This is a genomic window from Mycobacterium colombiense (assembly GCF_003284975.1).
In the GTDB taxonomy this organism is placed as follows: domain Bacteria; phylum Actinomycetota; class Actinomycetes; order Mycobacteriales; family Mycobacteriaceae; genus Mycobacterium; species Mycobacterium europaeum_A.
This window is the reverse complement of sequence record NZ_QMEU01000003.1, coordinates 1-25,781: the sequence shown is the minus strand read 5'-3', so window position 1 is coordinate 25,781 and position 25,781 is coordinate 1. Positions and strand designations below refer to the sequence as shown.

28 protein-coding genes, 3 pseudogenes and 1 riboswitch are annotated in these 25,781 nt (G+C 68.4%); of the genes and pseudogenes, 17 read left to right on the top strand and 14 right to left on the bottom strand.

The features are described 5' to 3' along the window. The first annotated feature begins 1 nt into the window (after position 1). Complete coding sequence (locus tag DQP58_RS01955) at positions 2-1,339, top strand: sensor histidine kinase (protein WP_112706827.1); 1,338 nt, start codon at positions 2-4, stop codon at positions 1,337-1,339. Here the strand turns inward: DQP58_RS01955 and DQP58_RS01950 are convergent. From DQP58_RS01950 to DQP58_RS01945, 3 genes and pseudogenes are all read right to left on the bottom strand, one after another. Further along, positions 1,336-1,815, bottom strand: coding sequence for a hypothetical protein (locus DQP58_RS01950; protein ID WP_112706826.1), 480 nt, complete (start codon positions 1,813-1,815; stop codon positions 1,336-1,338). The genes DQP58_RS01955 and DQP58_RS01950 overlap by 4 nt on opposite strands. A 26-nt stretch (positions 1,816-1,841) precedes the next feature. After that, positions 1,842-1,922, bottom strand: a pseudogene (locus DQP58_RS27000) (hypothetical protein); the annotation flags it as partial. 12 nt (positions 1,923-1,934) lie between these two features. Next, positions 1,935-2,834 (bottom strand): OmpA family protein, encoded by a 900-nt coding sequence (locus DQP58_RS01945; RefSeq protein WP_112706825.1) that lies wholly within the window; start codon positions 2,832-2,834, stop codon positions 1,935-1,937. Positions 2,835-2,932: 98 nt separating this feature from the next. Between DQP58_RS01945 and DQP58_RS01940 the strand changes: the two genes are divergently transcribed. After that, on the top strand, positions 2,933-3,196 hold the full coding sequence (locus DQP58_RS01940) for a DUF2630 family protein (RefSeq protein ID WP_112706824.1): 264 nt from the start codon (positions 2,933-2,935) through the stop codon (positions 3,194-3,196). Further along, on the top strand, positions 3,193-4,776 hold the full coding sequence (locus tag DQP58_RS01935; protein ID WP_112706923.1) for a phytoene desaturase family protein: 1,584 nt from the start codon (positions 3,193-3,195) through the stop codon (positions 4,774-4,776). Before DQP58_RS01940 ends, DQP58_RS01935 begins: the two co-directional genes overlap by 4 nt. 10 nt (positions 4,777-4,786) lie before the next feature. Here DQP58_RS01935 and DQP58_RS01930 read toward each other — a convergent pair whose 3' ends face one another. Continuing rightward, positions 4,787-5,158 carry a DoxX family protein gene (locus DQP58_RS01930; protein WP_112706823.1) on the bottom strand — a complete coding sequence of 124 codons (372 nt, stop codon included), beginning with the start codon at positions 5,156-5,158 and terminating at the stop codon, positions 4,787-4,789. A 119-nt stretch (positions 5,159-5,277) separates the two neighbouring features. Between DQP58_RS01930 and DQP58_RS01925 the strand changes: the two genes are divergently transcribed. Next, the gene (locus tag DQP58_RS01925; protein ID WP_112706822.1) at positions 5,278-6,258 is read left to right on the top strand and encodes an RNA polymerase sigma-70 factor; all 981 of its coding nucleotides are present in this window, start codon (positions 5,278-5,280) and stop codon (positions 6,256-6,258) included. Positions 6,259-6,379: 121 nt separating this feature from the next. Then, positions 6,380-6,817 (top strand): hypothetical protein, encoded by a 438-nt coding sequence (locus DQP58_RS01920; protein WP_112706821.1) that lies wholly within the window; start codon positions 6,380-6,382, stop codon positions 6,815-6,817. A 31-nt stretch (positions 6,818-6,848) separates the two neighbouring features. On the opposite strand, the gene DQP58_RS01915 is transcribed toward DQP58_RS01920, so the two are convergent. Next, on the bottom strand, positions 6,849-8,144 hold the full coding sequence (locus DQP58_RS01915; RefSeq protein WP_112706820.1) for a citrate synthase: 1,296 nt from the start codon (positions 8,142-8,144) through the stop codon (positions 6,849-6,851). 158 nt (positions 8,145-8,302) lie between these two features. Further along, the gene (pdxH, locus tag DQP58_RS01910; RefSeq protein WP_112706819.1) at positions 8,303-8,932 is read right to left on the bottom strand and encodes a pyridoxamine 5'-phosphate oxidase; all 630 of its coding nucleotides are present in this window, start codon (positions 8,930-8,932) and stop codon (positions 8,303-8,305) included. A 117-nt stretch (positions 8,933-9,049) separates the two neighbouring features. On the opposite strand from pdxH, the gene DQP58_RS01905 reads away from it, so the two are divergent. Together DQP58_RS01905 and DQP58_RS01900 are read left to right on the top strand one after the other, a co-directional pair. Continuing rightward, positions 9,050-10,171, top strand: a complete 1,122-nt coding sequence (locus DQP58_RS01905) for a citrate synthase 2 (protein WP_112706818.1) — start codon at positions 9,050-9,052, stop codon at positions 10,169-10,171. 131 nt (positions 10,172-10,302) lie between these two features. Continuing rightward, the gene (locus DQP58_RS01900; protein ID WP_112706817.1) at positions 10,303-10,761 is read left to right on the top strand and encodes a VOC family protein; all 459 of its coding nucleotides are present in this window, start codon (positions 10,303-10,305) and stop codon (positions 10,759-10,761) included. A 51-nt stretch (positions 10,762-10,812) separates the two neighbouring features. On the opposite strand, the gene DQP58_RS01895 is transcribed toward DQP58_RS01900, so the two are convergent. Together DQP58_RS01895 and DQP58_RS01890 are read right to left on the bottom strand one after the other, a co-directional pair. Next, the gene (locus DQP58_RS01895; RefSeq protein WP_112706816.1) at positions 10,813-12,498 is read right to left on the bottom strand and encodes a 4Fe-4S binding protein; all 1,686 of its coding nucleotides are present in this window, start codon (positions 12,496-12,498) and stop codon (positions 10,813-10,815) included. 17 nt (positions 12,499-12,515) lie between these two features. After that, entirely contained in the window at positions 12,516-13,541 is a 1,026-nt protein-coding gene (locus DQP58_RS01890; protein ID WP_112706815.1) for an AurF N-oxygenase family protein, read from the bottom strand. Positions 13,542-13,786: 245 nt separating this feature from the next. On the opposite strand from DQP58_RS01890, the gene serC reads away from it, so the two are divergent. Together serC and sepH are read left to right on the top strand one after the other, a co-directional pair. Beyond that, positions 13,787-14,905 (top strand): phosphoserine transaminase, encoded by a 1,119-nt coding sequence (serC, locus tag DQP58_RS01885; protein WP_112706922.1) that lies wholly within the window; start codon positions 13,787-13,789, stop codon positions 14,903-14,905. Positions 14,906-15,027: 122 nt separating this feature from the next. Continuing rightward, positions 15,028-15,801, top strand: coding sequence for a septation protein SepH (sepH, locus tag DQP58_RS01880; RefSeq protein WP_112706814.1), 774 nt, complete (start codon positions 15,028-15,030; stop codon positions 15,799-15,801). A gap of 52 nt (positions 15,802-15,853) precedes the next feature. On the opposite strand, the gene DQP58_RS01875 is transcribed toward sepH, so the two are convergent. The 3 genes from DQP58_RS01875 to DQP58_RS01865 are packed head-to-tail and all read right to left on the bottom strand — an operon-like array spanning position 15,854 to position 17,421. After that, positions 15,854-16,123, bottom strand: coding sequence for a DUF2537 domain-containing protein (locus tag DQP58_RS01875; RefSeq protein WP_430915681.1), 270 nt, complete (start codon positions 16,121-16,123; stop codon positions 15,854-15,856). Between the two features lie 10 nt (positions 16,124-16,133). Beyond that, positions 16,134-16,967, bottom strand: a complete 834-nt coding sequence (locus tag DQP58_RS01870) for a TrmH family RNA methyltransferase (RefSeq protein WP_112706813.1) — start codon at positions 16,965-16,967, stop codon at positions 16,134-16,136. Positions 16,968-16,989: 22 nt separating this feature from the next. Beyond that, positions 16,990-17,421, bottom strand: coding sequence for a MarR family transcriptional regulator (locus tag DQP58_RS01865; RefSeq protein ID WP_112706812.1), 432 nt, complete (start codon positions 17,419-17,421; stop codon positions 16,990-16,992). A 205-nt stretch (positions 17,422-17,626) separates the two neighbouring features. On the opposite strand from DQP58_RS01865, the gene DQP58_RS01860 reads away from it, so the two are divergent. Beyond that, positions 17,627-17,896, top strand: a complete 270-nt coding sequence (locus tag DQP58_RS01860; protein ID WP_112706920.1) for a DUF2530 domain-containing protein — start codon at positions 17,627-17,629, stop codon at positions 17,894-17,896. Between the two features lie 20 nt (positions 17,897-17,916). Beyond that, complete coding sequence (locus tag DQP58_RS01855) at positions 17,917-18,372, top strand: SRPBCC family protein (protein ID WP_112706811.1); 456 nt, start codon at positions 17,917-17,919, stop codon at positions 18,370-18,372. Positions 18,373-18,560: 188 nt separating this feature from the next. On the opposite strand, the pseudogene DQP58_RS01850 reads toward DQP58_RS01855, so the two are convergent. Further along, positions 18,561-19,343 (bottom strand): annotated as a pseudogene (locus DQP58_RS01850) (DUF3027 domain-containing protein); the annotation flags it as partial. A 130-nt stretch (positions 19,344-19,473) separates the two neighbouring features. Between DQP58_RS01850 and DQP58_RS01845 the strand changes: the two are divergent. Further along, on the top strand, positions 19,474-21,120 hold the full coding sequence (locus DQP58_RS01845) for an MFS transporter (protein ID WP_112706809.1): 1,647 nt from the start codon (positions 19,474-19,476) through the stop codon (positions 21,118-21,120). Continuing rightward, positions 21,117-21,617 carry a DUF2771 domain-containing protein gene (locus DQP58_RS01840; protein WP_112706808.1) on the top strand — a complete coding sequence of 167 codons (501 nt, stop codon included), beginning with the start codon at positions 21,117-21,119 and terminating at the stop codon, positions 21,615-21,617. The genes DQP58_RS01845 and DQP58_RS01840 overlap by 4 nt, the downstream gene beginning before the upstream one ends. Positions 21,618-21,635: 18 nt before the next feature. On the opposite strand, the pseudogene DQP58_RS01835 reads toward DQP58_RS01840, so the two are convergent. Both DQP58_RS01835 and DQP58_RS01830 read right to left on the bottom strand, forming a co-directional pair. Next, positions 21,636-22,639: pseudogene (locus tag DQP58_RS01835) on the bottom strand (glutathione S-transferase family protein). 25 nt (positions 22,640-22,664) lie between these two features. Further along, positions 22,665-23,072 carry a cold-shock protein gene (locus tag DQP58_RS01830; protein WP_007777168.1) on the bottom strand — a complete coding sequence of 136 codons (408 nt, stop codon included), beginning with the start codon at positions 23,070-23,072 and terminating at the stop codon, positions 22,665-22,667. 165 nt (positions 23,073-23,237) lie between these two features. Here DQP58_RS01830 and DQP58_RS01825 point away from each other — a divergent pair, with 165 nt between their 5' ends. The 4 genes from DQP58_RS01825 to DQP58_RS01810 all read left to right on the top strand — a co-directional run. After that, the gene (locus DQP58_RS01825) at positions 23,238-23,645 is read left to right on the top strand and encodes a YccF domain-containing protein (RefSeq protein WP_112706807.1); all 408 of its coding nucleotides are present in this window, start codon (positions 23,238-23,240) and stop codon (positions 23,643-23,645) included. Then, on the top strand, positions 23,642-24,724 hold the full coding sequence (gene moaA / locus DQP58_RS01820; protein WP_112706806.1) for a GTP 3',8-cyclase MoaA: 1,083 nt from the start codon (positions 23,642-23,644) through the stop codon (positions 24,722-24,724). The genes DQP58_RS01825 and moaA overlap by 4 nt, the downstream gene beginning before the upstream one ends. A gap of 4 nt (positions 24,725-24,728) precedes the next feature. After that, positions 24,729-25,007: a MoaD/ThiS family protein gene (locus DQP58_RS01815; RefSeq protein ID WP_112706805.1), complete on the top strand. Its 279-nt coding sequence runs from the start codon at positions 24,729-24,731 to the stop codon at positions 25,005-25,007. Between the two features lie 235 nt (positions 25,008-25,242). Then, a riboswitch (cyclic di-AMP (ydaO/yuaA leader) is annotated at positions 25,243-25,426 on the top strand. Positions 25,427-25,439: 13 nt separating this feature from the next. After that, a partial coding sequence (locus DQP58_RS01810; RefSeq protein WP_165827771.1) for a transglycosylase family protein occupies positions 25,440-25,781 on the top strand: 342 nt, incomplete at its 3' end.

Here is a 25,781-nt window from a genome sequence, read left to right as displayed (position 1 = left end):
CATGAAGTTCCTGTCTCGAATCCTGACCCGGACGCCCTCGCTCCGGGCCCGGGTCGCGGTCGCGACGGCCATCGGCACCGCGATCGTGGTGGTCATCGCCGGAGCGGTGGTGTGGTTCGGCATCACCAGCGCCTGGAAGGAACGCCTGGATCGCCGCCTGGACGAGGCTGCGGGTTTCGCCATTCCCTTCCTGCCCCGCGGTCCCGACGACATCCCCCGCACCCCCAACGATCAGGACACCGTGATCACCGTGCGGCGCGACGGCCAGGTCAAGTCCAACTCGGACGTCACGCTGCCGCCGCTGGACGTGGGCTATGCCGACACCTACATCAACGGGGTGCGCTATCGAGTGCGAACGTTGGAGGTCCGCGCGCCGCAGCCGGCGACATTGGCGGTGGGCGCGACCTACGACGACACCATCGCCCAGACCAACAACCTGCATCGCCGGGTGATCCTGATCTGCGCGCTGTCGATCGGCGCGGCGGCGGTATTCGCCTGGCTCCTGGCCGCTTTCGCGGTGCGGCCGTTCAAACGCCTGGCCCAGCAAGCCCGTTCGATCGATGCCGACGAACGCCCGCAGGTGGCGGTGCGCGGCGCCAGCGAGGCGGTCGAGATCGCCGAAGCCATGCGCGGGATGCTGCAGCGCATCTGGACCGAACAGGACCGGACCAAGGATGCGCTCGCGTCGGCGCGCGACTTCGCCGCCGTGTCCTCGCACGAACTGCGCACCCCGCTGACCGCGATGCGCACCAACCTCGAAGTGCTGTCCACCCTGGACATGCCCGACGACCAGCGCAAGGAGGTGTTGGGCGACGTGGTCCGCACGCAGTCGCGGATCGAGGCCACGTTGACCGCCCTCGAGCGGCTGGCCCAGGGCGAACTGTCGACGGCCGACGACCACGTGCCCGTCGACATCACCGAGCTGCTGGACCGCGCCGCCCACGATGCCGCCCGGATCTACCCGGGGGTCGACGTTTCGCTGGTGCCGTCACCCACCTGCATCATCGTCGGGTTACCGGCCGGGTTGCGCCTGACCGTCGACAACGCGATCGCCAATGCCGTCAAGCATGGCGGCGCCACCCAGGTCCAGCTGTCGGCGGTCAGCTCGCGCGCCGGCGTCGAGATCGCCATCGACGACAACGGCAGCGGCGTGCCCGAGGACGAACGACAGGTGGTCTTCGATCGGTTTTCGCGCGGATCGACGGCCTCCCATTCCGGCTCGGGCCTGGGGTTGGCGCTGGTGGCCCAACAGGCCCAGCTGCACGGCGGGACCGCCGCACTGGAGAGCAGCCCGCTGGGTGGCGCGCGCCTGGTGTTGCGGATCCCCGCCCCGAGCTAGCGCTCTACGGGGTTGTCCCCGTGGTCGCGCCACGGCGTGAAACCGGCTTGCTGCGCGGACTTTTCGTCCCGAAACCAGACCTGGGCGGTGGTTGAGTCGTAGGACGGATCGTCGGGCGTGCGATACAGCCTTTCGGCCATCCGGGCCTTGATCAGGAATCCCGCCGGCCCGCCGCCGTCGGGGCCTGCGTCGGCTGAGCCCGGGCCGTACGGCGCGCGGGGCGTCACCGCCATTTTGGTGGTCGGCGATTCCTTTGCGACCGGGATCTTCGTGGTGCGCTGTTCGGCGGCCGGGATGGTCGTGGTGCGCTTTTCGGTGACCGGGATCTGGATCGTGTCGGGCTCTCGCACCGCCCGCTCATCCCGCGACTTTCCCACAGGCGCTTGGCTTTTGGCGGGTGCCATCATCAGCGTGAGCGTCAGCGCCAACCCCAGCGCGAAGGACAGACCGAAAAGCCACCAGTTCACGTGGGTCATCGCACGCCCTTGCGCACCCGGTCGAGGATCGTGGCGACCACCCAGGCGACGGCCGAGCCGGCCAGAAAAGCGAGCAGGTACCACAACCACCCGATGACGAAGTCCATACCGAATGCTCCTCAGCTCACCACGATTTCGACCCGGCGATTCTGGGCGCGACCGTCATCGGTGCCATTGGGGGCGACCGGGTTGGCCGAGCCGAAACCCGTGGTCGTCAAGCGGTCGCCGGGCACGCCATGGGCTTCCAGAAACGCCGCGACGGTTTGGGCGCGCTGTTCGCTCAACGGAACGTTCAGGCTGGTATTGCCGGTGCTGTCGGCGTAGCCGTTGATCGCCACGCGAGCGTTCGGGCATGCCTTGAGTTGGTCGGCGACCCTGGTCAGAACCTGCTCGTCGGACGCGGTCAGGCTGCCGAGGTTCGATTCGAAGGTGAGCGCACCGTCGGTCAGGGTGTTGATGGCCGACTGCAGGTTGGCGCACGACGCGGCGGCACTGGGCGGCGCAGACGTCGGTGAGTTAATGGCAAGGTTGTCAATGACTTTCAGGTTGGACCAGATCCGCTTGGCATCGGTGTCGATGGTGTCCTTCTGGTCGGGTGATGCCGCGGTGCCGGCCAGCGTGATGGTGTCGCCGCCGACGGTGAGGGTGAAATCGGCGATCGACGCGCTGTCGACGAAAACCGGTTTGGCCTTGGCGAAATCGAGGGCGTCGACGGCCGGGTCGATGCGGATCTGGTCGACGACGCCGACGCGGGCGGGCAGCGCGCTGCCGAGGACCTTCAGCAACGCGGCTTTGGCGGACTCGTCCGGGAAGGCCCCGGTCAGGGTGACGCTGTCGCCGCTGCGGGCCATCGAGAACGCGGCCAACGAAATCGTCGGCGCGCCACCGCCGGTCGAGGGCGCCGGTGACCCGCGACCGGACGCCGATCGCGTCGAGACCGCGTGGCCGATCACGGCTAGCAGAAGTGGGATGATCACCAGGGCGACCAGCCAGGGCAGGCCGAGCCGTTTGACGCTCACGACGGCACTCCCTCATCTCACTTGCCCGGGCCGGCCCGGGTGCCAGGCGATATGCAGCCTACCGATTCACCACCCCCGGGGTCGGGCACACTGGAGCGATGGCCAACGGCAGTAAACCGACCGACAACGACACCCTCGCCGTCATTCGCGACCTGGTCGCCGAGGAGAAGGCGCTGCGGTCCCAACTGCAGCGCGGGGACATCGACACGTCCGAAGAACACGACCGCCTCCGCCGGGTGGAGGTCGAACTAGACCAGTGCTGGGACCTGCTGCGGCAGCGCCGCGCGCTGCGCGAGAGCGGCGGGGACCCGCGAGAGGCGGAGGTGCGGCCCCCCGACGAGGTCGAGGGCTACCTGAGCTGAGCGACCATGCGACCGACGTCGACGCCGTAATCGTCGGGGGCGGCCACAACGGTCTCGTCGCCGCCGCGTACCTGGCCCGCGCCGGTCTGCGGGTGCGCCTGCTGGAACGGCTGGAACACATCGGCGGCGCCGCGGTCTCGGCGCAAGCCTTCGACGGCGTCGACGTCCGGGTATCGCGCTACTCCTACCTGGTCAGCCTGCTGCCGCCGAGCATCGTCCGGGATCTGAGTGCCACGGTGCGGCTGGCGCGACGGCCGTTTTCGTCCTACACCCCCGACCCGGCGAGTGGCGGGCGCAGCGGGCTGCTGATCGGGTCGCCCGCCGACACCTTCGCCGCCATCGGGGCAGCCGGCGACGCGCGGGGCTTCGCCGACTTCTACCGACGCTGCCGGCTGGTGACCGAACGCCTCTGGCCGACCCTGCTCGAACCTCTGCTCACCCGCGAGGGCGCCCGCCGGCGCGTAATGGCAGGCGCCGAGCGGCGCGCCGCGGCCGCCTGGCGGGCGGTGATCGAGGAGCCCATCGGGCATGCCATCGCCGACGCCGTGGCCAACGACGTGGTTCGCGGGGTGATCGCGACCGACGCCCTGATCGGCACCTTCGCCCGCCTCGACGAACCGACGCTGACGCAGAACGTCTGCTTCCTGTATCACGTGCTCGGCGGGGGCACCGGAGACTGGGACGTCCCGATCGGCGGCATGGGCGCGGTGACCACGGCCCTGGCCGCGGCGGCGGTCCGCCACGGCGCCCAAATATGCACCGGCGCAGACGTTTACGCCGTCGACCCGGCCGGCGAAGTGCGCTATTGCGCCGGGGAGGAAGACCACCGCCTTACCGCCCGGTTCGTCCTGGCCGGCGTCTCACCCACCGTCCTGGCCGGACTACTCGGCGAAGCACCGGCCCCCGCGGCGGGCGGCGCGCAGGTCAAGGTGAACATGGTGCTGGCGCGGCTGCCCCGGCTACGCGACCACGCTGTCACACCCGAAGCTGCCTTCGCCGGGACCTTTCACGTCAACGAGACCTGGACACAGCTCGACACCGCCTACGCGCAGGCCGCCGCGGGCCGACCGCCGAATCCCTTGCCGTGCGAGGCCTACTGCCACTCGCTGACCGATCCCAGCATCCTGTCGGTGGACCTGCGCGACGCGGGAGTGCACACGATGACGGTGTTCGGCCTGCACACCCCGCATTCGCTGTTCGACGGCGCCGACTCCGGCACGCTGCGCCACCAGTTGACCGACGACGTGCTCGCATCGATGAATTCCGTTCTGGCCGAACCGATTCAAGACCTCTTGCTGACCGACGCGCAGGGCCGCCCCTGCCTCGAGACCACCACCACGGCGGATCTCGAGAAGACGCTGCGCATGAGCGGCGGCAACATCTTCCACGGCGGCCTGTCCTGGCCGTTCGCCGAGGATGACGACCCGCTGGACACGCCGGCGCGGCGTTGGGGTGTGGCCACCGCACACGATCGAATCATGCTGTGCGGCTCCGGAACCCGTCGCGGTGGAGCGGTCTCGGGGATCGGCGGACACAACGCCGCGATGGCGGTGCTGGCGGCGCTCGATCACCGGTCGTGATCGCGGCCGATCAGTGCAACATCGCCGCTCGGCAGAGCACCACGAACGCCGCCAACAGGAGTAGCGCGATGTTGACCGCGACCGCGCCGCGTTCGTGCAGCCGCGTGTGCGCCCACGCGGCGCCGACCATGACCACGCACAGGCCCGCCGCTGCCAGCGGCGTCAAGATCAGCGCAATGCCCGTCAGTCCCGGCGCGAGAAGTCCCGCCGCGGCGAGTATCTCCGATGCGGCGGTGAAACGGACGACCGGCATGGGAAACATGGCGACGCCGGTCTGACCCGTGGCCAGTAGTCGTTCGCGGCTGAATGTGAGCTTGACCGTTCCGGACAGGGCGAATATCGCGGCCAGGACGATCTGTGCTGACCATAGCGCGGCGTTCATCGTCTTCCTTTCTTTTGAGCGGACGACCCTGAGACGAACGACGGCCGCCGCGCGTGACATCGGTGGGCGATCCAGCTCGCTACCCGTCACACCGCCGACGGCTCGATCGTCTACAGAACATGACGACTCCTCCGACCGACCGTCCGCCCGGCGACAGTGCCGAACTGCAGCGGGACGTTGCCGATCTGCGGCCGCTGCTGTTCGCCATCGCCTATCGCATGCTGGGCAGCGTCACCGATGCCGAGGACATTGTGCAGGGAACGTATCTGCGCTACCTCGACTACTTGCAGCAAGGTCACCACGTCGAGTCACCACGCTCGATGCTGACCACCATCGCAACCCGCCTCGCGATCGACCATCTGCGCTCTGCCCGCGTGCAACGCGAAAAGTACTTGGGCCCTTGGCTTCCCGAGCCACTGATCACCTCGACCGTTCCCGACGCCGCCGATGTTGCCGTCATGTCCGACTCTGTGTCGATGGCGTTTCTGCTGCTGCTGGAGACGCTCTCACCCGTGGAGCGCGCCGTTTTCTTGCTCCGCGAGGTATTCGCCTACGACTACGCCGACATCGCGCGCATCGTCGACAAGTCACCGGCCAATTGCCGCCAATTACTCAACAGGGCCCGCCGACACATCGCGGCGGGGCGTCGCCGCTTCGACGCCGACGCCACGCGCCGCGATCAGCTCGCCGATCGCTTTTTCGCCGCGGCCCAGAATGGTGATCTGGACGATCTGGTGCAATGGCTGGCCGACGACGTGTCCTTCTACGGCGACGGGGGCGGTATCGGCCGCGGACTGCCGCGACCGATCTTCGGCCGAAACCGCGTGCACCGGGCCCTGGCCGCAATCATGGGTGCCTACCGCAGCCTCGGCGTGCGACTGCAGCGTTCACGGATCAACGGGCAACCTGGCGTGCTCGCCTTCGACCCCGACGGCGCGCTGATCAACGTCCTGACCCTCGACATCTACGGCGGAAGCATCTGCACCATCCGCTCGGTGATCAATCCACACAAACTCCAACACCTTGGATTCGCCCTGTCGCCCCTGGCGCGCCGCGATCCGGTGACCCGTCGTACGGCCCGGGAAACACCGCGCGCATGAACAAGGGTTTTTCATACGATCGGCTACGCGCGGTCCGCGGACGTCGGCACGTCGACCTTGAACCGTCCGTCCAAGTTGAGCGCGCTGAACCAACCTCGACCCCCAGAAAGGAGCAGTAACCATGCGCACGCCTGTCACCGCCGACGATCGCTCGCAGCGCACCCGGTCATTCGCGCGCGTGCTCGGACCATTTATCGCCGTGGTCCCTGCGATCGTCGCGATCAGGGCAGCAAGCATCGGGAACGAACTGTCCGGTTTCTCGAGCGACCCGATGTGGCCGTGGGCGCTGGGTGCGCTCCTGTTTTTCTGCGGCCTGTTCGTCGTGGCGTTTCACCAGTATTGGCGCAGCGTCGCCGCTGTGATCATCTCGCTGTTCGGCTGGTTCCTGCTGCTGCGGGGTTTCGCGCTGCTCGCCGTGCCGCAGACGATCGTCAACGGGGCGCAAGCCGCGACCCAGACGTCGGGGACAGCGATCATCGCCGTGCGGGTCGGTTTCGGGTTGCTCGCGCTGTGCGGCGTCTACCTCGCGTACGTGGGCTGGCTCAAGAAGGCCGACTGACCGGGCGCCGCGCTACCGGCGACCGGGACAGTTACCGCGCGTCGATGGTGACGTAGTCGCGCTCGGTGTAACCGGTGTAGATCTGGCGCGGCCGACCGATCTTGCTGTCGCCCTCGTCGTGCATCTCACGCCAGTGCGCGATCCACCCGGGCAGCCGCCCGAGCGCGAACAGAACGGTGAACATCCGGGTCGGGAAGCCCAGCGCCCGGTAGATCAGGCCGGTGTAGAAGTCGACGTTGGGGTACAGCTTGCGCTCGATGAAGTAGTCGTCGGTCAGCGCGGCCTCTTCGAGCTGCTTGGCGATGTCCAGCAGGTCGTCGTCGCCGCCGAGCTTGGCCAGGATCTTGTCGGCCTGCTCCTTGACGATGCGGGCACGCGGGTCGTAGTTCTTGTAGACGCGGTGCCCGAAGCCCATCAACTTCACGCCGGCTTCGCGGTTCTTGACCTTGCGCACGAATTCGCTGACGTCGTCGTCGCTTTGGCGGATCTTCTCGAGCATCTCGAGCACCGCCTGGTTGGCGCCGCCGTGCAGCGGTCCCCACAGCGCGTTGATCCCACCGGAGATGGAGGTGAACAGGTTCGCCTGGGAGGAGCCCACCAGCCGGACCGTCGACGTCGAACAGTTCTGTTCGTGGTCGGCGTGCAGGATGAGCAGCATGTCCAGCGCCCGAACGATTTCGGGGTCCGCCTCATACGGCTCGGCGGGCAGCCCGAACGTCATCCGCAGGAAGTTCTCCACCAGAGACAGCGAGTTGTCCGGGTAGAGGAACGGCTGGCCGACGGACTTCTTGTAGGCGTAGGCCGCGATGGTCGGCAGCTTGGCCAGCAACCGGATCGTCGAGAGCTCGACGTCCTCGGTGTCCATCGGGTCGAGCGAGTCGGGGTAGTAGGCGGACAGCGCGTTGACGGCACTGGACAACACCGGCATCGGGTGGGCGTTGCGCGGGAAGCCGTCGAAGAATCGCTTGAGGTCCTCGTGCAGCATGGTGTGCAGCTGGATCCGCTTGGTGAAGTCTGCCAGCTGCTCCTTGCTCGGCAGTTCGCCGTAGATCAAGAGGTAGCTCACCTCGATGAAGGTCGACTTCTCGGCGAGCTGCTCGATCGGGATGCCGCGGTAGCGCAGGATGCCGGCGTCGCCGTCGATGTAGGTGATGGAGCTCTTACACGAAGCGGTGTTGACGAAGCCGTTGTCGAACGTGGTGTAGCCGGTCTTGGACAACATCGAGCCCAGCGCGATGCCGTCAGCGCCGTCGGTGGCCTTGACGATCTCCAGGTCGGTCTCACCGCCCGGGTACTTCAAAGTGGCGGTGTCGTCGGTGTCTGCCACGAGAACCCCTTTGCGCTCTGGCTGATATGGCTGCTGACTTGGTGCTTACTGCAAAAGGTAGTCGTTATGACGATGGGGCGCCTGCCCGGGGTCGAGTCCGCTGGTCACGCCAGCAATCGATCCCGCCACGCCGCGGCGCGACGTGCATCATCAGCGGTTTAGGGCTGCAGGCGTTCCACCCGACCCCCGGTGATGCGGATGCGGTTGTGCAATCGGTTTTCCCGGCCCTGCCAGAACTCGACCAGCTCCGGGGCGATGAGGTAGCCACCCCAGCCGGGCGGGACCGGGACCCGCTCGCGGTCGGCGAAGCGGGCGGTCACCTCGTCGAGCTGGTCGAGCAGCGCCGCGCGCGACGCGATCGGTTGCGACTGGTGCGACGCCCACGCCCCCAGTTGCGACCCCCGCGGCCGCTTGGACCAGTAGTCCTCGGTGACCTCCGCGGCGACCTTACGCACCGGGCCGCGGACGTGAACCTGACGGCCGAGCTGGTACCAGGGAAACGTCGCCGAGGCGTACGGCGTCGCGGCCAGATCGTCGCCCTTGGCCGAGTCATAGTTGGTGAAAAAAGTGATCCCGGTCTCGTCGACGCTCTTGCACAACACCGACCGGCTGGCCGGCCTGCCGTCGGCGGTCACGGTGGCCAGCACCAACGCGTTGGGTTCGGCGACCCCCGCCCGCTCGGCGTCGTCGATCCATTTGCGCAACAACGAAATCCAGCCGTCGCGTAACCACTCCGCGTCGAGATCCGGGCTGCCGTCTTTTTCCACTGATCCGTATTCCACACGCATTCTTTGCAGGTGCTCTTTTCCTGGCCCGGGGTCTGGTCCTGCCATCGCGTCCACGCTACCGGCGCTTGCTACCGGCCGGTAGCGTCGGCCCGATCAGGGGGTGCGAGAATTTTCGGCATGACTGTGGTCCCCGAAGACTTTGTCCCCGGCCTGGAAGGCGTGGTCGCCTTCACCACCGAAATTGCCGAGCCGGATAAAGACGGCGGCGCGCTGCGCTATCGCGGTGTCGACATCGAAGACCTGGTGACGCAGCAGGTCACGTTCGGCGACGTGTGGGCGCTGCTGGTCGACGGCAAGTTCGGCCGCGGCCTGCCGCCCGCCGAGCCCTTCCCGCTGCCCATCCACACCGGCGACGTGCGCGTCGATGTGCAGGCGGGCCTGGCGATGCTGGCCCCGATCTGGGGTTACAAGCCGTTGCTGGACACCGACGACGACACCGCCCGCGACCAGCTGGCCCGGGCGTCGGTGATGGCGCTGTCCTACGTCGCGCAGTCGGCGCGCGGGATTTACCAGCCCGCCGTCCCGCAACGGGTCATCGACGAATGCGACACGGTCACCGCCCGGTTCATGACGCGCTGGCAGGGGGAGCCGGACCCACGGCACGTCGAAGCGATTGACGCCTACTGGGTCTCGGCCGCCGAGCACGGCATGAACGCCTCGACGTTCACCGCACGGGTGATCGCGTCGACGGGCGCCGACGTGGCGGCGGCACTGTCCGGGGCGATCGGGGCGATGAGCGGCCCGCTGCACGGCGGGGCGCCGGCGCGGGTGCTGCCGATGATCGAGGAGGTCGAGCGCACCGGCGACGCGCGTGGTCTGGTGAAGAAGATCCTGGACAGCGGCGACAAGCTGATGGGCTTCGGGCACCGGGTCTACCGCGCGGAGGACCCGCGGGCGCGGGTGCTGCGCGCCACCGCCGAACGGCTGGGGGCGCCACGCCACGAGGTCGCCGTCGCGCTGGAGCAGGCGGCCCTGGCGGAGCTGCGCGAGCGCCGTCCGGACCGGGCCATCGAGACCAACGTCGAGTTCTGGGCCGCGGTGATGCTGGACTTCGCCCGAGTACCGGCCACCATGATGCCGGCGATGTTCACCTGCGGCCGCACCGCGGGCTGGTGCGCGCACATTCTCGAGCAGAAGCGGCTCGGCAAGCTGGTCCGGCCGTCGGCCATCTATGTGGGCCCCGGCCCGCGCAGTCCGGAGGCCGTCGAGGGCTGGGACCGCAGCCTCACCAACGCCTGAGGCCTCCCGGCTGTCGGTACCCGGCGATCTAATGGTTGCCGTCGCGATGAGTTTTTGTCGCCGGCGCAGTCATAAGTCGTGAACCTGCCCGTCATGGGCAGGGCAGGGCACCGATAGCAAGGAGAATCAGCATGGCGATCAACATCGAACCCGCACTGTCCCCGCACCTGGTGGTCGACGACGCCGCCGCGGCAATCGACTTCTACGCCAAGGCTTTCGGGGCCCAGGAGATCGGGCGCGTGCCGCGTCCCGACGGGAAACTGGTGCACGCCGCGGTGCGCATCAACGGCTTCACGGTGATGCTCAACGATGACTTCCCCGAAGTGTGCGGCGGCAAGTCGATGACGCCGACATCGCTGGGCGGCACCCCGGTGACGATCCACCTGACGGTCACCGACGTCGACGCCAGCTTCCAGCGCGCCCTGGACGCCGGTGCCACCGTGGTGACCCCGCTGGACGACCAGTTCTGGGGTGACCGCTATGGCATGGTCGCCGACCCGTTCGGCCACCACTGGTCGCTGGGGCAGCCGGTCCGCGAGGTCAGCATGGAGGAAATCTCGGCGGCGATGTCCGGGCAGGGAGCCGGCTAGTGGCGATCGCTAGCGCGGCGTAGCCGGGCGACGCGGTCGCCACCATCGGCTCTAGCCAAGCAGCCGGTCGAGCAGCCGGCGTCGTTGCGGCGGCGCCGGCTCTGCGGCCGCCGCCGCGAGCATCGCGGAGACGTCGGTGAACTTGATGCGGGGACGGCCGTGCTCGGTGCCGCGCGCGATTTCGGCGGCGTCGATGGCGCGCCATCCCGCGGCATCGATCGCGGCGGGCTGGCGAGCGTGCACCAGCCCGGCCAGCGCGTCGGGCTTGGCGATTGGATCGGCCAGTTTGCCGGCGTTGAAATCGGCGACCAGGGACTGCACGGTCTGCAACGAGCAGGACTTGTTGGTCCCGATGAACCCGCTGGGTCCCCGCTTGATCCAGCCCGCGACGTAGGCGCCGGTCACCGGGTCACCAGAAACGGGGTCGACGACGCGACCCGCGTCGTTCGGCACGACTGCCGACGATTCGTCGTAGGGCAGATCGCGAATCGGCTTGCCGCGGTAGCCAATCGACGTCAGCACCAGGCCGGTTTCCAGAAGGCGCGTCGCGTCGGTGCCGGTGACCGAGAACTCCATCGCGGTGGCGCGCTGGTCCCCCAGCACCCGGCGCGGCGTGAGCCGATACGCCAGCTTGATTCTCGGGCGGGACGGCGGCGTCGAATCGTCGCCGAGGGTGCTCAAGATTTCTAGCTTGCGCTTGGTCAGGGCGTCCGACGCGGTCGCGAGATCGGCCGCCACCAGCTCGTGGTCGGCCGCGCTGAGCACCACCTCGGAGCTGCCGGTGAGCCCGATCAGCTCTGGCAACGTGAACGCCGACTGGGCGGGGCCGCGCCGGGCGGCGATCACCACCTCGCGCACCGCCGAGGCGCGGAGGGCCGCCAGCGCGTGGTCGGCGATGTCGGTGCGGGCCAGCTCGTCCGGATCCGAGGTGAGCAACCGGGCGACATCGAGGGCGACGTTGCCGTTGCCGACGATCACGACCCGCTCGTGGCTGAGATCGACCGGCAGATCGGCGAAGTCGGGATGCCCGTTGATCCACGCGACCAATTCCGTTGCCGTTCCGGTCCCCGGCAGGCCCATGCCCTCGATGTCCAGCCGGCGGTCATCGGGCGCACCCACCGCATACAGCACGGCGTGGTGGTGAGCGAGCAGGTCGGCGTGGCTCAGCTGCGTGCCGACCTCGACGTTGAGATAGAACCGGAACCGGCGATCACCGGCGACCCGGTCGAACAGCCGGGTGACCCGCTTGGTGTTCTGGTGATCGGGCGCCACCCCGGCCCGCACCAAACCGTATGGGGTGGGCAACTTCTCGAAGACGTTGACGCGCACGTCGCGCTGGGTCAGCAGTTCGTCGGCGGCATACATCGCCGCGGGCCCGGATCCGACGATGGCCACCGTCAGCGGCCTGCGGCGCGCGCGCACCTCGGCGGCCGGGATCACCGGTGCCAGCTTGGACGTCGGCGGCAGCTTCTCGTCCTTGGGCCGGTCCGGGTAGAAGGACGCGTTGATCTCAATGAACGGCAACTGCTTGGCGTCCAGCCGGGTGTCGGGCGCGATCGCGCCGACGGGGCAGGCGCTCACACAGGCACCGCAGTCCACGCACGCCACCGGATCGATGTAGAGCATCTCGGAGGTGGCGAAGCCGGGCTCGTCCGGTGTGGGGTGGATGCAATTCACCGGGCATGCGAAGACACAGGACCCGTCGTTACAGCACGACTGGGTAATAACGTGCGGCATAAACGAACTCGCAGTGGCTACGCAGCCGGGACCGCGGTCAGGTGCTGGCGCTGCGGCTCGCTGCGGTAACGCGACGGCTTGCCGTTGATCTTGCACAACCGCCACATCAACCGCGCCGAGCGCGTCTCCATCAGGCCCGTGTCGTAGGCCAACATCCGCACGTCACCAAACATGTCGCTGAGCCACTTCCGCGATTCCGGCGACCGGAAGAACAGTTCCTTCTTGACCTCCCGCGGGATGTCGAACTCGCGCCAGAAAGCCTTGGGCGGCACCACAATTGCGCGACAGAGCGCCTTCATGGTCAGCGGCAGGTACAGCGCGGTCCAGAATCGCTGCCTCTTGGTCAATTCCGGCACCCGCTTGCGCAGGAACTCGTGGGCGAACGAGATGTGGCGGGCCTCCTCGGCCACGTGGATCGCCATCACCTTCTCCATGATGGGGTGCAGCGACTTGCCTTCGCGCAGAACGTTTTTCTGTGTGTGGTCGATGGGCTCCTCGCCGGCGAGCACGCCGATGAAGAACGCCACCGGCAGCGGGCCGGCCACCAGCGGAACCAACGGCGAGAGCCACTTGAGAATCCGCGGCATGCCCGGCACGTCGGCGCCGATGCGGTTCACCATCTCCTGGAACATCATGGTGTGGTTGCACTCTTCGACCGATTCGTGCAGGCAGTACCGGTACTCCGGCGATCCGTTGGGCACCCAGAACGTGTAGTTCATCAGGCCGCGAATCAGGATGGATTCGAAGTGCAGTCCCACCTTGGCGACGTTGGCCTGGCGCCACATCCCGATCTTGATCTTGCGCTCGTCGGACTGCGCCAGGTACCAGGGATGGCGGCCCAGCGGGTCGGTGTTCGGCAGGATCCATCGCGGATCGTCTTCGGTCACCGCGAATTCCGGTGAATCCCAATCGATGTCAGTGTACGGATTGAAGTTGCGCCGCACCGACCCCTCGGACAGTGTGGCAAGCATGTTGACGTATTCGGCGTCGTCGCGCACTTCCATGTTGTTTCGCCAACGCCGGACTAATCGCGTCCTAGCCATATCCAGGCCTCCCCAACGAGGTTTACATTTGGACGTGCTGTGTCCAGACAGTACCGCAGGTACCGGATAATTCCTAGACCCCTTTCGGGCACTGTGACCTGACCGGTGGTCATGAAATTTTTATGCCCCAGATCACAGCCGATCAAACGTCCGGACACGGCCGAGCAGGCCTTTTGCCCGGGCGGCCGGGGTTGGCGGTCGGCCTCCGCACCGATCGGTCAACTCGGCTCATTACCCTGATGAGCATGGCTGACCAGCTCGAGATCCCCGCTGACATCAAACCCCGCGACGGCCGCTTCGGGTGTGGCCCGTCGAAGGTCCGGCCCGAGCAACTGCAGGCGCTGACCACGACCGCCGCCCCGTTGTTCGGCACCTCGCACCGGCAGGCGCCGGTCAAGAATCTGGTGGGCCGGCTGCGCTCCGGGCTCGCGGATCTGTTTTCGCTGCCCGAGGGCTATGAGGTGATCTTGGGCAACGGCGGCGCGACGGCGTTCTGGGACGCCGCGGCCTTCGGCCTGATCGACAAGCGCTCGTTACACCTGTCCTTCGGCGAATTCAGCTCCAAGTTCGCCTCGGCGGTCGCCAAGAACCCCTTCGTCGGTGAGCCCGTCGTCATCAAGGCGGACGCCGGCAGTGCCCCCGAGCCGCAGAGCGACCCGTCGGCGGACGTGATCGCCTGGGCGCACAACGAAACGTCGACCGGAGTCGCGGTGCCCGTCCGCCGGCCCGCCGAGTCCGGCGATGCGCTGATCGTCATCGACGCGACGTCGGGCGCCGGCGGGTTGCCGGTCGACATCGCCGAGACCGACGCCTACTACTTCTCGCCGCAGAAGAATTTCGCCAGCGACGGGGGCCTGTGGCTGGCCATCATGAGCCCTGCGGCGCTGGCCCGCGTCGAGTCGGTCGCCGGCTCCGGCCGCTGGGTTCCCGACTTCCTGTCGCTGCCCATCGCGGTGGAGAACAGCCTGAAGGACCAGACCTACAACACCCCGGCGGTCGGCACCCTGGCGCTGATGGCCGAGCAGGTCGACTGGTTGCTGGGCAACGGCGGGCTGGACTGGGCCGTCAAGCGCACCGCGGACTCTTCGGGGCGGTTGTACTCCTGGGCCGAGGAGCGGCCCTACACCACACCCTTCGTCACCGACCCCAAGCTGCGCTCGCAGGTGGTGGGCACCATCGACTTCGCCGACCAGGTCGATGCCGCGGCCGTGGCGAAGGTGTTGCGGGCGAACGGCGTCGTCGACACCGAGCCGTACCGCAAACTCGGCCGCAACCAGCTGCGAGTGGGGATGTTCCCGGCGGTGGACCCCGACGACGTCAGCGCCCTCACCCAATGCATCGACTGGGTGGTCGAGCGGTTGTAACCGACCGGCAATCAGGGCGCAACCGCACAGCGTGTCAGCACAGGTGATGGGCGGTTGCTGGACTAAAGTGCGCACGTGACGGGTCCGTCGCTGACCTGCACGGAGCCTGCGAGGAGATAACCATGCGGGAACTCAAAGTGGTTGGGCTGGATGCCGACAGCAAACACGTCATCTGCGAGGGTGGCGATCCCGCGGAGCAGTTCAAGCTGGCGGCCGACGACCGCCTGCGAGCCCTGCTGCGCGACGCGGCCCTGTCCTCTGAGCAACCGCAGCTCGAGATTGAAGTCACCAACATGCTGAGCCCCAAAGAAATTCAGGCCAAGATCCGCGCGGGTGCCTCCGTCGAACAGGTCGCCGCGGCGTCCGGCTCGGAGGTGTCGCGGATCCGCCGCTTTGCTCACCCGGTGTTGCTGGAGCGCTTCCGCGCCGCGGAGCTGGCAACCGCCGCACACCCGATGCTCGCCGACGGTCCCGCGGTGCTGACCCTGCTCGAGACGGTCAGCGCCGCGCTGGTGACCCGCGGGCTGAGCCACGACAAACTCAGCTGGGACGCGTGGCGCAACGAGGACAACCGCTGGACGGTGCAGCTGGCGTGGAAGGTCGGCCGGTCGGACAACCTCGCGCATTTCTGCTTCACGCCCGGTGCGCACGGCGGAACGGTGACCGCCATCGACGACGCGGCCAGCGCGCTGATCGACCCCAACTTCGAACGCCCGCTGCGGCCGGTGGCCCGGGTGGCGCACGTCGACTTCGACGAGCCCGCCAAGCCGCCCGTCGCCGACGACGCACCCGTCGCGGAACCGGACGAAAAACCGGTGCACACCCGCCGGGGCAAGCCCGTCATCCCGGCGTGGGAGGACGTGCTGCTCGGCGTGCGCTCGGGCGGGCAGCGCTAGGAACGACGATGGCGACCCGCATCGCCCGGCTATGCCGCGCTCGCGATCACCTCTAAGCGGTCGTCAGGGCCAACAGCGCAACCCACGCCACCGCCACACCCACAGCGGCGCCCAGCACGAACCAGCGCAGGACGGGCGTACGCCGCCACCCCCACAGGGTTGGCGCCAGTCCCCCGGCCGCCACGATGTTGAGCCCGACGGCCAGCAGCGCGTGCACGCGAAGCAGCCCCAGACTGAGCACCACGATCGCGGCGGCGGTGACCGCCGCGACGAACGCGGCGACCGTCAAACCCGTTGCCCAGGGCACGGACTCGTCTCGCATCAGCCGCAGCCTAGTGTGACTGTCCATCGCCGCCTCTCGCCGTCGAGCGGGCCCGCTCGTAGAACGCCAACGCCGCCGCCGTCGCGACGTTGAGCGAATCGGTGCCGCGCGACATCGGGATGCGCACCCGCACATCACTGCACCGCAAGGTGGCCGGCGTCAGCCCCGGCCCCTCCGCGCCGACCAACACCGCGACGCGTTCGTCGCGCGCGGCCGTCATCGCCTCCGGCAAGGCGCAGGCGCCGGCCTGCGGGGTCATCGCCAGGAGCCGAAAACCGTTGTCCCGCAACGTCGTGAGCTCGGCGGGCCAACAGCTTGCGCGCGCATAGGGCACCAGCAGCGCGTGGCCCATGGACACCCGCACCGCGCGGCGGTACAGCGGGTCGGCACAGCCGCTGCCGAACACCACCGCATCGACGCCCAGCCCGGCCGCGTTGCGGAAGATCGAACCCAGGTTCTCGTGATCGTTGACCCCTTCGAGGATCGCGACGGTGCGAGCCCCGGCGATCACGTCGGCGACGCCCGGTTCGGGCACCCGCCGGGCGGCCGCCAGCACGCCGCGGTTGAGGTGAAATCCCACCACCCGGGCCATGACGTCGGCGGACGCGCGATAGCACGGCACGTCGGTGCCGGCCAGGTCATCGTCGAGCTCGGCGAACCGGCGCTCGGTCCCGAGCAGGGCATGCGGGTGAAAGCGTGAGGCGAGCATGCGCTGCACCACCAGCACGCCCTCGGCGATCACCAGCCCCTTGCCCGACGGCAGATCGGGACGACGATCGACGCTGTTCAGGTCGCGGAAATCGTCGAGCCTCGGATCGTCGGGATCGTCGACATCGATCAACATGGGCCGGCTTCGGTCCGGGGGTTCACGGGCCTTCGTCGACCAGGGCCAACATCAGGTCGGCCGCGTTGCGCAGGATGTCTCGTTGTTCGCTGTCCAGCGTCGCCAGCCGCTTGGCCAGCCACTCCTGGCGGGCACGGCGGTTGGCCTTGACCAACTCGGCGCCGGACTCCGAGACCGAGACGAGCACCTGCCGGCCGTCGACCGGGTGCGGCGCGCGGTCCACCAGCCCCATCTCGGCCAGCGAGGCGATCACCCGGGTCATCGACGGCGGCCTGACCCGTTCGCGAATTGCCAGGGCACCGGGGGTCATCGGGCCTTCGTTGGTCAGCATGGCCAGCGCCGACAGCTGGGACAGCGACACCGGCGACGACGGGTTGCGGAACCGCAGTTGGCGGGCCAGCCGCATAACTGCCAGTGACAGGTCGCTGGCCAGCCGCGCATCGCTGTCAGGCATGGCGCGAGGTTACACGGAAGCCCGAGAAACCGGGACACGAACCGGTCAACGACGGGTCGCAGATCGCCTTCGCTAAGCTGCGGGGGTTTTCATCGAAACGCGTATCCGCCCACGTATCCCGCTTTGCTCGGCGGGGTGAAGACCATCCGTCCCGGCAAGTGGGTGCGCCGTCGCCCGCCACCGGCGGCGGGCTATGTTGATCCCGATGTCTGCCGAACCCCAACGCACCGCGCCGCCGCTGCCGGCCGCGCTCCTGCACGTGTGGCCGTTCATCGCGCTCGGCGCGTTGGGTTGGCTCGCCGCGGTGGCCGCTGCTTTCCTGGTGCCATCCCTGCAGGGCTGGCGTCCGGTGGCCCTGGCCGGCCTGGGTGTGGGTGCGCTCGGCACGAGCATCTTCCTGCTGCAGCTCGCGGCGGCCCGTCGCGGTGCCCGCGGCGCGCAGGCCGGACTCGAAAACTATCTCGACCACAACTGATTCTCCGCCCAGGAGGAGCGATGGTAGCCCCGCTGTTGCAAGCGCACGTCGACATCGACGCACCGGTGACCACCGTGTGGCAATTGATTTCCGACCTGCGCCGCATGCCGCGGTGGAGTCCGCAGTGTCGCTGGATGAAGCCCTTGGGCCCGGTGCGTCAGGGCACCCGAACGATCAACCTCAACCGCCGCAAGCGCATGTTCTGGCCGACCACCTGCACGGTGGTCGAGATCGTCCCCGAGCGCAAGCTCGCGTTCCGCGTCGACACCAACAACACCATCTGGAGCTATGAGCTCGAGCCCGGCGGCGCGGGCACCCGGCTGATCGAGAGCCGTCACGCCGAAAACGGAGTGACCGCGTTTTCGAATCTGTCGGTGAATGCGCTGTTCGGCGGGACCACTAACTTCGAGCGCGAATTGCTCGACGGCATGAACGCCTCGCTGGCGCGCATCAAGGCCGCCGCCGAAACCGCCTAGTCCGGCGTCTCGGCCTGCGGCTGCTGCTCGGGCTGCGGCGCCTCGGTCACCGGCTCGGCGTCGGCCTCCGCCGAGGGCTCCGAGGGCTCCAAGGGCTCCGCCGACTCCGTGGTCTCCGAGGTCTCCGAGGACTCCGAGGACTCCGAGGACTCCGAGGACTCCGAGGACTCCGAGGACAAGGGGGACGGTTCGACCGGCGTCTGGGTGACGTCCAGCTGGCCGTCGTCGTACGGCTCGTACGCGGGCGACCCGGTGCCCGCCGGGGCGGGCGTGTCCGAATGGGCACCACAGCCGTAAAGCTTGTCGACGATGTGGCCGTCGGCCGACAATTCGTTGCCGCAGACGCCGAACAGTGCGCCCAGCGAACCCGACAGCGGCAGGAAGAAACCGCAGTCGCGGCACACTCGCTTGGTGGACCGCGCCATGGGCGAGTCCGGGCCGTACTCGCCGGTGCGCCAGCGTTCGGCCGTGTCCGACCGGCCCTCGGCGCTCATCACCCAACGCCGGCCCAGCCCGATCTCGGCGGCGGTCTCGTCGACCTGAGGGTCACCGCTGGCGGTGTAACCGGGTACCAGCCGGGGATCGTCGGCGGCGGGCGCCAGCAGGTCGCCCGGGCTCAGGTCGCCGGGCCGTACCCGCTGGTCCCACGGCACCCATTCGGGTGCCAGCAATGCGGTCGGCCCCGGCACCAGCACGACCTCGCTGATGGTCGCGTGGTCCGCGCCGGGATACGCGGCGACGACGACCGCCCATTGCCACCCCTGGTAGCCGGGCAGGTGCGCCAGGAAGCGGTGGGTGGCGCTGTTCGGATCTTCGTAGCCGACGCCCAGGTAGTCGCCGACCATCTCCGGTGCGCTGAACTCCACCACGGCGGCCCTGGCCGCCTCCGCCGCACCCGTGAGCACCGCCGCCAACCCCTCGGTCCATTCGGCCACGGTCGACACGGCGGATCCCTCGATAGGTCTGGTCACGCTGTCTTCTTTCTGCATCGCGGTTCCAATACTAGGTTGGCGAGCCACGCCCCGTTACCTGCAGACGCATCCAGGCGCCATAGGGGAGAATCGGGACGTGTCTGGACGGCGCCAAAACGACCCGGGCCGAGTGGCCTCTCAGCCGGGCCGCCGGCCCAGCAAGAACGCCGCATCCCAACATCCGGGCGCGGCCAACTACCCCGCCGGCGAGGGCGCCGATCGGCGCGCCCGTCGCCCGTCGATGCCGAGCGCCAACCGCTACTTGCCCCCGCTGGGCCACCAGCCGGAGCCGAACCGCAGCAGCGACGCGCCGCCTCGCGCGCCGGCTTCCGGGGAGCGGATCACCGTCACCCGCGCCGCGGCACTGCGCAGCCGCGAAATGGGTTCGCGGATGTACTGGATGGTGCAGCGCGCCGCGACGGCCGACGGCGCCGACAAGTCCGGGCTGACGGCGCTGACATGGCCGGTGGTGGCGAATTTCGCGGTGGACGCGGCGATGGCCGTCGCGCTGGCCAACACCTTGTTCTTCGCCGCGGCCACCGGCGAGAGCAAGGGCCGGGTCGCCCTGTACCTGCTGATCACCATTGCGCCGTTCGCCGTGATCGCGCCGCTGATCGGTCCCGCGCTAGACCGGCTGCAGCACGGCCGCCGCGTCGCGCTGGCCGCGTCGTTCGCCCTGCGCACCGCGCTGGCGGTGCTGCTGGTCATGAACTACGACGGCGCCACCGGCAGCTTCCCGTCGTGGGTGCTCTATCCGTGCGCGCTCGCGATGATGGTGTTCTCCAAGTCGTTCAGCGTGCTGCGCAGCGCCGTGACACCCAGGGTGATGCCGCCGACCATCGACCTGGTGCGGGTCAACGCCCGACTGACCATGTTCGGTCTGCTGGGCGGCACCATCGTCGGCGGCGCGATCGCCGGTGGTGTCGAGTTCGTCTGCACCCACTTGTTCAAGCTGCCCGGGGCGTTGTTCGTGGTGATCGCGGTGACGATCGCCGGCGCCATGCTGTCCATGCGGATACCGCGCTGGGTCGAGGTGACCGCCGGCGAGGTACCCGCCACCCTGAGCTACCGCCAGGACAGCGAACCGCTGCGGCGCAGCTGGCACCAGGAAGTCAGCGGGGCGCTCCGGCAACCGTTGGGCCGCAACATCATCACCTCGCTGTGGGGCAACTGCACCATCAAGGTCATGGTCGGCTTCCTGTTCCTCTACCCCGCGTTTGTCGCCAAGGCGCATCAGGCCAACGGCTGGGCCCAGGTCGCCATGCTCGGGGTGATCGGCGCCGCGGCCGGGATCGGCAATTTCGTCGGCAACTTCACCAGTGCGCGCCTGAAGCTGGGCCGGCCCGCCGCGCTGGTGGTGCGCTGCACGGTGGCGGTGAGCGCGGTCGCGCTGGCCGCCTCGGTGGCCGGCAACCTGGTGGTGGCCGTGATCGCCACCCTGGTCACGTCCGGAGCCAGCGCCATCGCCAAGGCGTCCCTGGACGCGTCGCTGCAGAACGACCTGCCGGAGGAATCCCGCGCGTCGGGCTTCGGGCGCTCGGAGTCGACGCTGCAATTGGCGTGGGTCCTCGGCGGCGCCGTGGGGGTGTTGGTGTACACCGAACTGTGGGTCGGCTTTACCGCGGTCACTGCGCTGCTCATCTTGGGCCTGGCGCAGACCCTCGTCAGCTTCCGCGGCAACTCACTGATTCCCGGCCTGGGAGGAAATAGGCCAATCATGGTCGAGCAGGAGGGCACGCGCCGCGGTGCCGGCGCCGCGGCGGTGGTTGCCGAGTGAAACCGCAACGCAAGCGGGGTGTGGCCGTGCTGCTCGCCTGCCTGGTGGCGCTGCTCTGCGTCGGCGCGGGTGTGGGCACCTGGTTGCTGGTGGGGCGCCCCGGCCCGCGGCACCCCGAGATCAGCGCCTATTCGCACGGGCATCTGACGCGGGTGGGGCCCTACCTGTATTGCAACGTGCTGAATCTCGAAGACTGCGAGACACCGCAGAACCAGGGCGAGCTACGGGTCAGCGAGCGTTACCCGATTCAGCTGTCGGTGCCCGACGCCATCTACCGGGCACCGTGGCGGCTGCTGCAGGTCTACGACGACCCGACGAACACCACAAGCACGATCTTTCGGCCGAAAACCCGCTTCGCCGTGACGATCCCGTCGATCGACCCGCATCGCGGGCGCCTGGCCGGGATCGTCGTGCAGCTGCTGACATTGGCGGTGGATCCTGCCGGGGAGCTGCACGACGTGCCCCACGCGGAATGGTCCGTGCGGCTGACGTACTAGCCGCTGGCCCGCCGAGAACTAGGCGCCGTGGCCGGCGGGCACGCGCTCACCTTCGACCGGCGGCCCGGGAGGTGTTCCGTCCCCGAATGGCCTGCCGCCCAAGTCTTCTCGCCCGTGCGGCGAAGCCAGCCGGCCAGGTCCGGACCCTTGGGCACGATCCGGGTGGGGTTGATGTCGGCGTGCACGATGTAGTAGTGCTGCTTGATCTGGACGAAGTCCACGGTGTCACCGAACCCCGGCGTCTGGAACAGGTCGCGCGCATACGCCCACAACACCGGCATCTCGCTCAGTTTGCTGCGGTTGCATTTGAAGTGCCCGTGATAGACCGGGTCGAAGCGGGCCAAGGTGGTGAACAGCCGCACGTCGGCTTCGGTGATGGTGTCGCCCACCAGGAATCGCTGATCGGCCAGCCGCTCGCTGACCCAATCCAGCGCGGCGAATAACCGGTCGTAGGCCGCCTCGTAGGCCTGCTGCGAACCGGCGAACCCGCACCGGTACACACCGTTGTTGATTTCGGTGTAGACCCGCTTACTCACCTCGTCGATTTCGGCGCGCAGGTGCTCGGGGTACAGCTCGGGCGCCCCGTCGCGGTGATAGGCCGACCACTCCGTCGAGAGGTCCAGCGTCATCTGCGCGAAGTCGTTGGTGACGACCGCCCCGGTCGGGACATCGACGATGGCCGGGACCGTGATGCCCTTAGGGTAGTCGGGGACCCGCTTGAAGTAGGCGTCCTGCAGCCGCGGAATCTTGAGCACCGGGTCGACGCCGCCGGGATCGAGATCGAACGTCCAACTGCGCTCGTCGTGGGTGGGGCCGCAAAAGCCAATGGAGAGAACGTTTTCCAAGCCCAGCAAGCGGCGCACGATGATCGCGCGGTTCGCCCACGGACACGCGCGCGCGACGACCAGCCGGTACCGGCCGGGCTCGACGGGGTAGCCGTCGCGCCCGTCGGCGGTGATGCGGGTGGTGATGTAGTCGGTGTCGCGGGTGAATTCGCCTGCCTGCGCGATATAGGAAGCCATAGCTCCCATAGTCAACGAGCCGACGTCAGGCGTCGAGTTCCCGAGCGACGGCCTTGACCACCTCGGAAACCCGGCGGGCGGTCTTGCGGTCCGGGTAGCGACCCTTGCGCAGTTCGGGCTGCACGGTGCTTTCCAGCAGCGTGATCATGTCCTCGACCATGCCGTGTAGCTCGTCGGGGTTGTGCTTGTGCTCGGCGGGCGCCTCGCGGCGCGTCTTGGTGAGGCTGGGCGGCGGCTCAATCAGCTTGAGGCTCAACGCTTGCGGCCCGCGCCGCCCGGAGGCGATGCCGAACTCCACCCGCTGGCCCGCCTTGAGGCCCTCGACCCCGGCGGGCAACGCCGACGAGCGGACATAGACGTCTTCGCCGTCCTCTTGCGACAGGAAGCCGAAACCCTTGTCAGCGTCGTACCACTTAACCTTGCCCGTCGGCACTGGTCTCACCTGCTTGTCTAACGGATCAATAGAAATCGCCAACACAATAAGCGTCCCGCCTGCGCAGGACGCCGTATTAGGAGTCTGATCCTACTCGGATGCCCGGGTAACGAGCACCCCCGTTATCGGTCACTCGGTACGCTTGGTAATACCCGCGGAGGAGATATGCGCCTGATCCTGAACGTCATCTGGTTGATATTCGGCGGCCTGTGGATGGCCGTCGGATACCTGGCTGCGGCGCTGGTCAGCTTCCTGCTCATCATCACCATTCCGTTCGGCTTCGCGTCGCTGCGCATCGCCTCCTACGCACTGTGGCCGTTCGGCCGCACGATCGTGGACAAGCGGACCGCGGGGTCCGGCGCGCTGGTCGGCAACGTCATCTGGGTGGTGCTGTTCGGCGTGTGGCTGGCGATCGGCCATCTGGTCAGCGCGGTCGCGATGGCGCTCACGATCGTGGGCATTCCGCTGGCGCTGGCCAACCTCAAATTGATCCCGGTGTCGTTGATGCCGCTGGGCAAGCAGATCGTTCCGGTCAGCTCGCCGGTGCACCACGCCCCGCCGGTGGCCGCATGACGCTGACGACGCTGGGCCTGCCCTCGGTACCGAGTCGCGCTGACGGCCCGGCCGTTTCCGCCGACGCTCCTGCGACCGGACCCCTGGTGGACACTTACGGCCGGGTCGCGACCGACCTGCGGGTCTCGCTCACCGATCGCTGCAACCTGCGGTGCAGCTATTGCATGCCGGCCGAGGGCCTGAACTGGCTGCCGGGCGAGCAACTGCTGAGCGCCGACGAGCTGGCCAGGCTGATGCACATCGCTGTCACCCGGCTGGGCGTAACCAGCGTGCGGTTCACCGGCGGCGAGCCGCTGCTGGCGCGCCATCTCGACGAGGTGGTCGCCGCGGCCGCCGCGCTGCGGCCCCGCCCCGAGATCTCGCTGACCACCAACGGTGTCGGGCTGGCGCGGCGCGCCGCCGCGCTCGCCGTGGCCGGGTTGAACCGCGTCAACGTCTCGCTGGACAGCGTCGACCGGCGGCATTTCGCGGCCATCACCCGCCGCGACCGGCTCAACGACGTGCTGGCCGGCCTGGCCGCCGCCGGCGCCGCCGGCCTGACGCCGGTGAAGGTGAACGCGGTGCTCGACCCCGCCACCGGGCGCGAGGACGTAGTGGGACTGTTGCGGTTCTGCCTCGAGCACGGCTACCAACTGCGCGTCATCGAGCAGATGCCGCTGGACGCCGGGCATCAATGGCGGCGGGACGCCGCGCTGAGCGCTGACGACGTCCTGGCGGCCCTGCGCCCGCACTTCCGGCTGCGCCCCGACCCGGCGCCGCGCGGATCGGCGCCCGCCGAGCTCTGGCTGGTCGACACCGGCCCGGGCACCCCGAGCGGGAAATTCGGTGTCATCGCCTCGGTTTCGCACGCCTTCTGCGCGGCCTGCGACCGCACCCGGTTGACGGCCGACGGCCAGGTCCGCAGCTGCTTGTTCGCCGAACAAGAGACCGACCTGCGTGGGCTGCTGCGCGGCGGCGCGTCCGACGACGCGATCGAGGCAGCGTGGCGCACCGCGATGTGGGGCAAGCCCGCCGGACACGGCATCAACGACCCCGACTTCATCCAGCCCGTCCGCCCGATGAGCGCGATCGGTGGCTAGCCCGATGGGACAGACGCCTGTCCAAGCAAACGGAATCCAGGTGACGGTGCGCTACTTCGCGGCCGCCCGCGCGGCCGCCGATGCCGAGTCCGAGACGGTGGTACTGCGCCCGGGCACCACGGTCGGCGAACTGGTAGGGCGACTCGCCGCGCGAGGGTCCCGCCTCGCCACGGTGTTGACCCGATGCTCATACCTGCGCGACGGGATCGCCGTGCGCGACGAGACCGTGGCGTTGCAATCCGGTGACACAATCGATGTTCTGCCGCCCTTTTCTGGCGGCTGAAACTGTGAGTTATCTCACGTAACGGATTCATAACGGCGCGGTCACGCTGCGATATCGCCCGCGATGACCTGCGCAAACACCTTGTGTTCCTGCGGTTTTCGCAGATGGCCGAGAGGGAAACGCCGGGTTTCGCAAGACGTGACGCGACCAACAGAAACCGTTACCGTCTCCGAAGGCTCGCCAGCCATCCCGATTGGCGGACCTCCCCTCCCTATCGCGCCGAGCTCCATCCAATAGGCGGGGGCCACCGAACCACATGGATGGAGACGGGGGACCCACCGGTCCACCGTGATCGGACTGGGGCCGCTCGCGGCTCCTAGGGGTGAAGCCGACGTCGTCGCATGACGACAACGTCGGCCGGGTGGCCTCTCCAACCCGAACCCGACAGCTGACCTCGCAGGCGCGTGACGAGAGAGGAATACCCCGGCGCGTATGAGTGGACGTCACCGTAAGCCCAGCAGTTCAAACATCAGCGTCGCCAAGATCGCCTTCACCGGTGCGGTTCTTGGTGGCGGCAGCATCGCCCTCGCCGGTCAGGCGGCCGCGGCCACCGACGGTGAATGGGATCAGGTAGCCCGTTGTGAGTCCGGCGGCAACTGGGGCATCAACACCGGCAACGGCTATCACGGCGGCGTGCAGTTCAGCTCAAGCACTTGGGCCTCGCACGGCGGCGGCCAGTACGCCCCGTCGGCCGAACTCGCCACCAAAGAACAGCAGATCGTCGTCGCCGAGCGGGTTCTGGCCACCCAGGGCCGTGGCGCCTGGCCCGTGTGC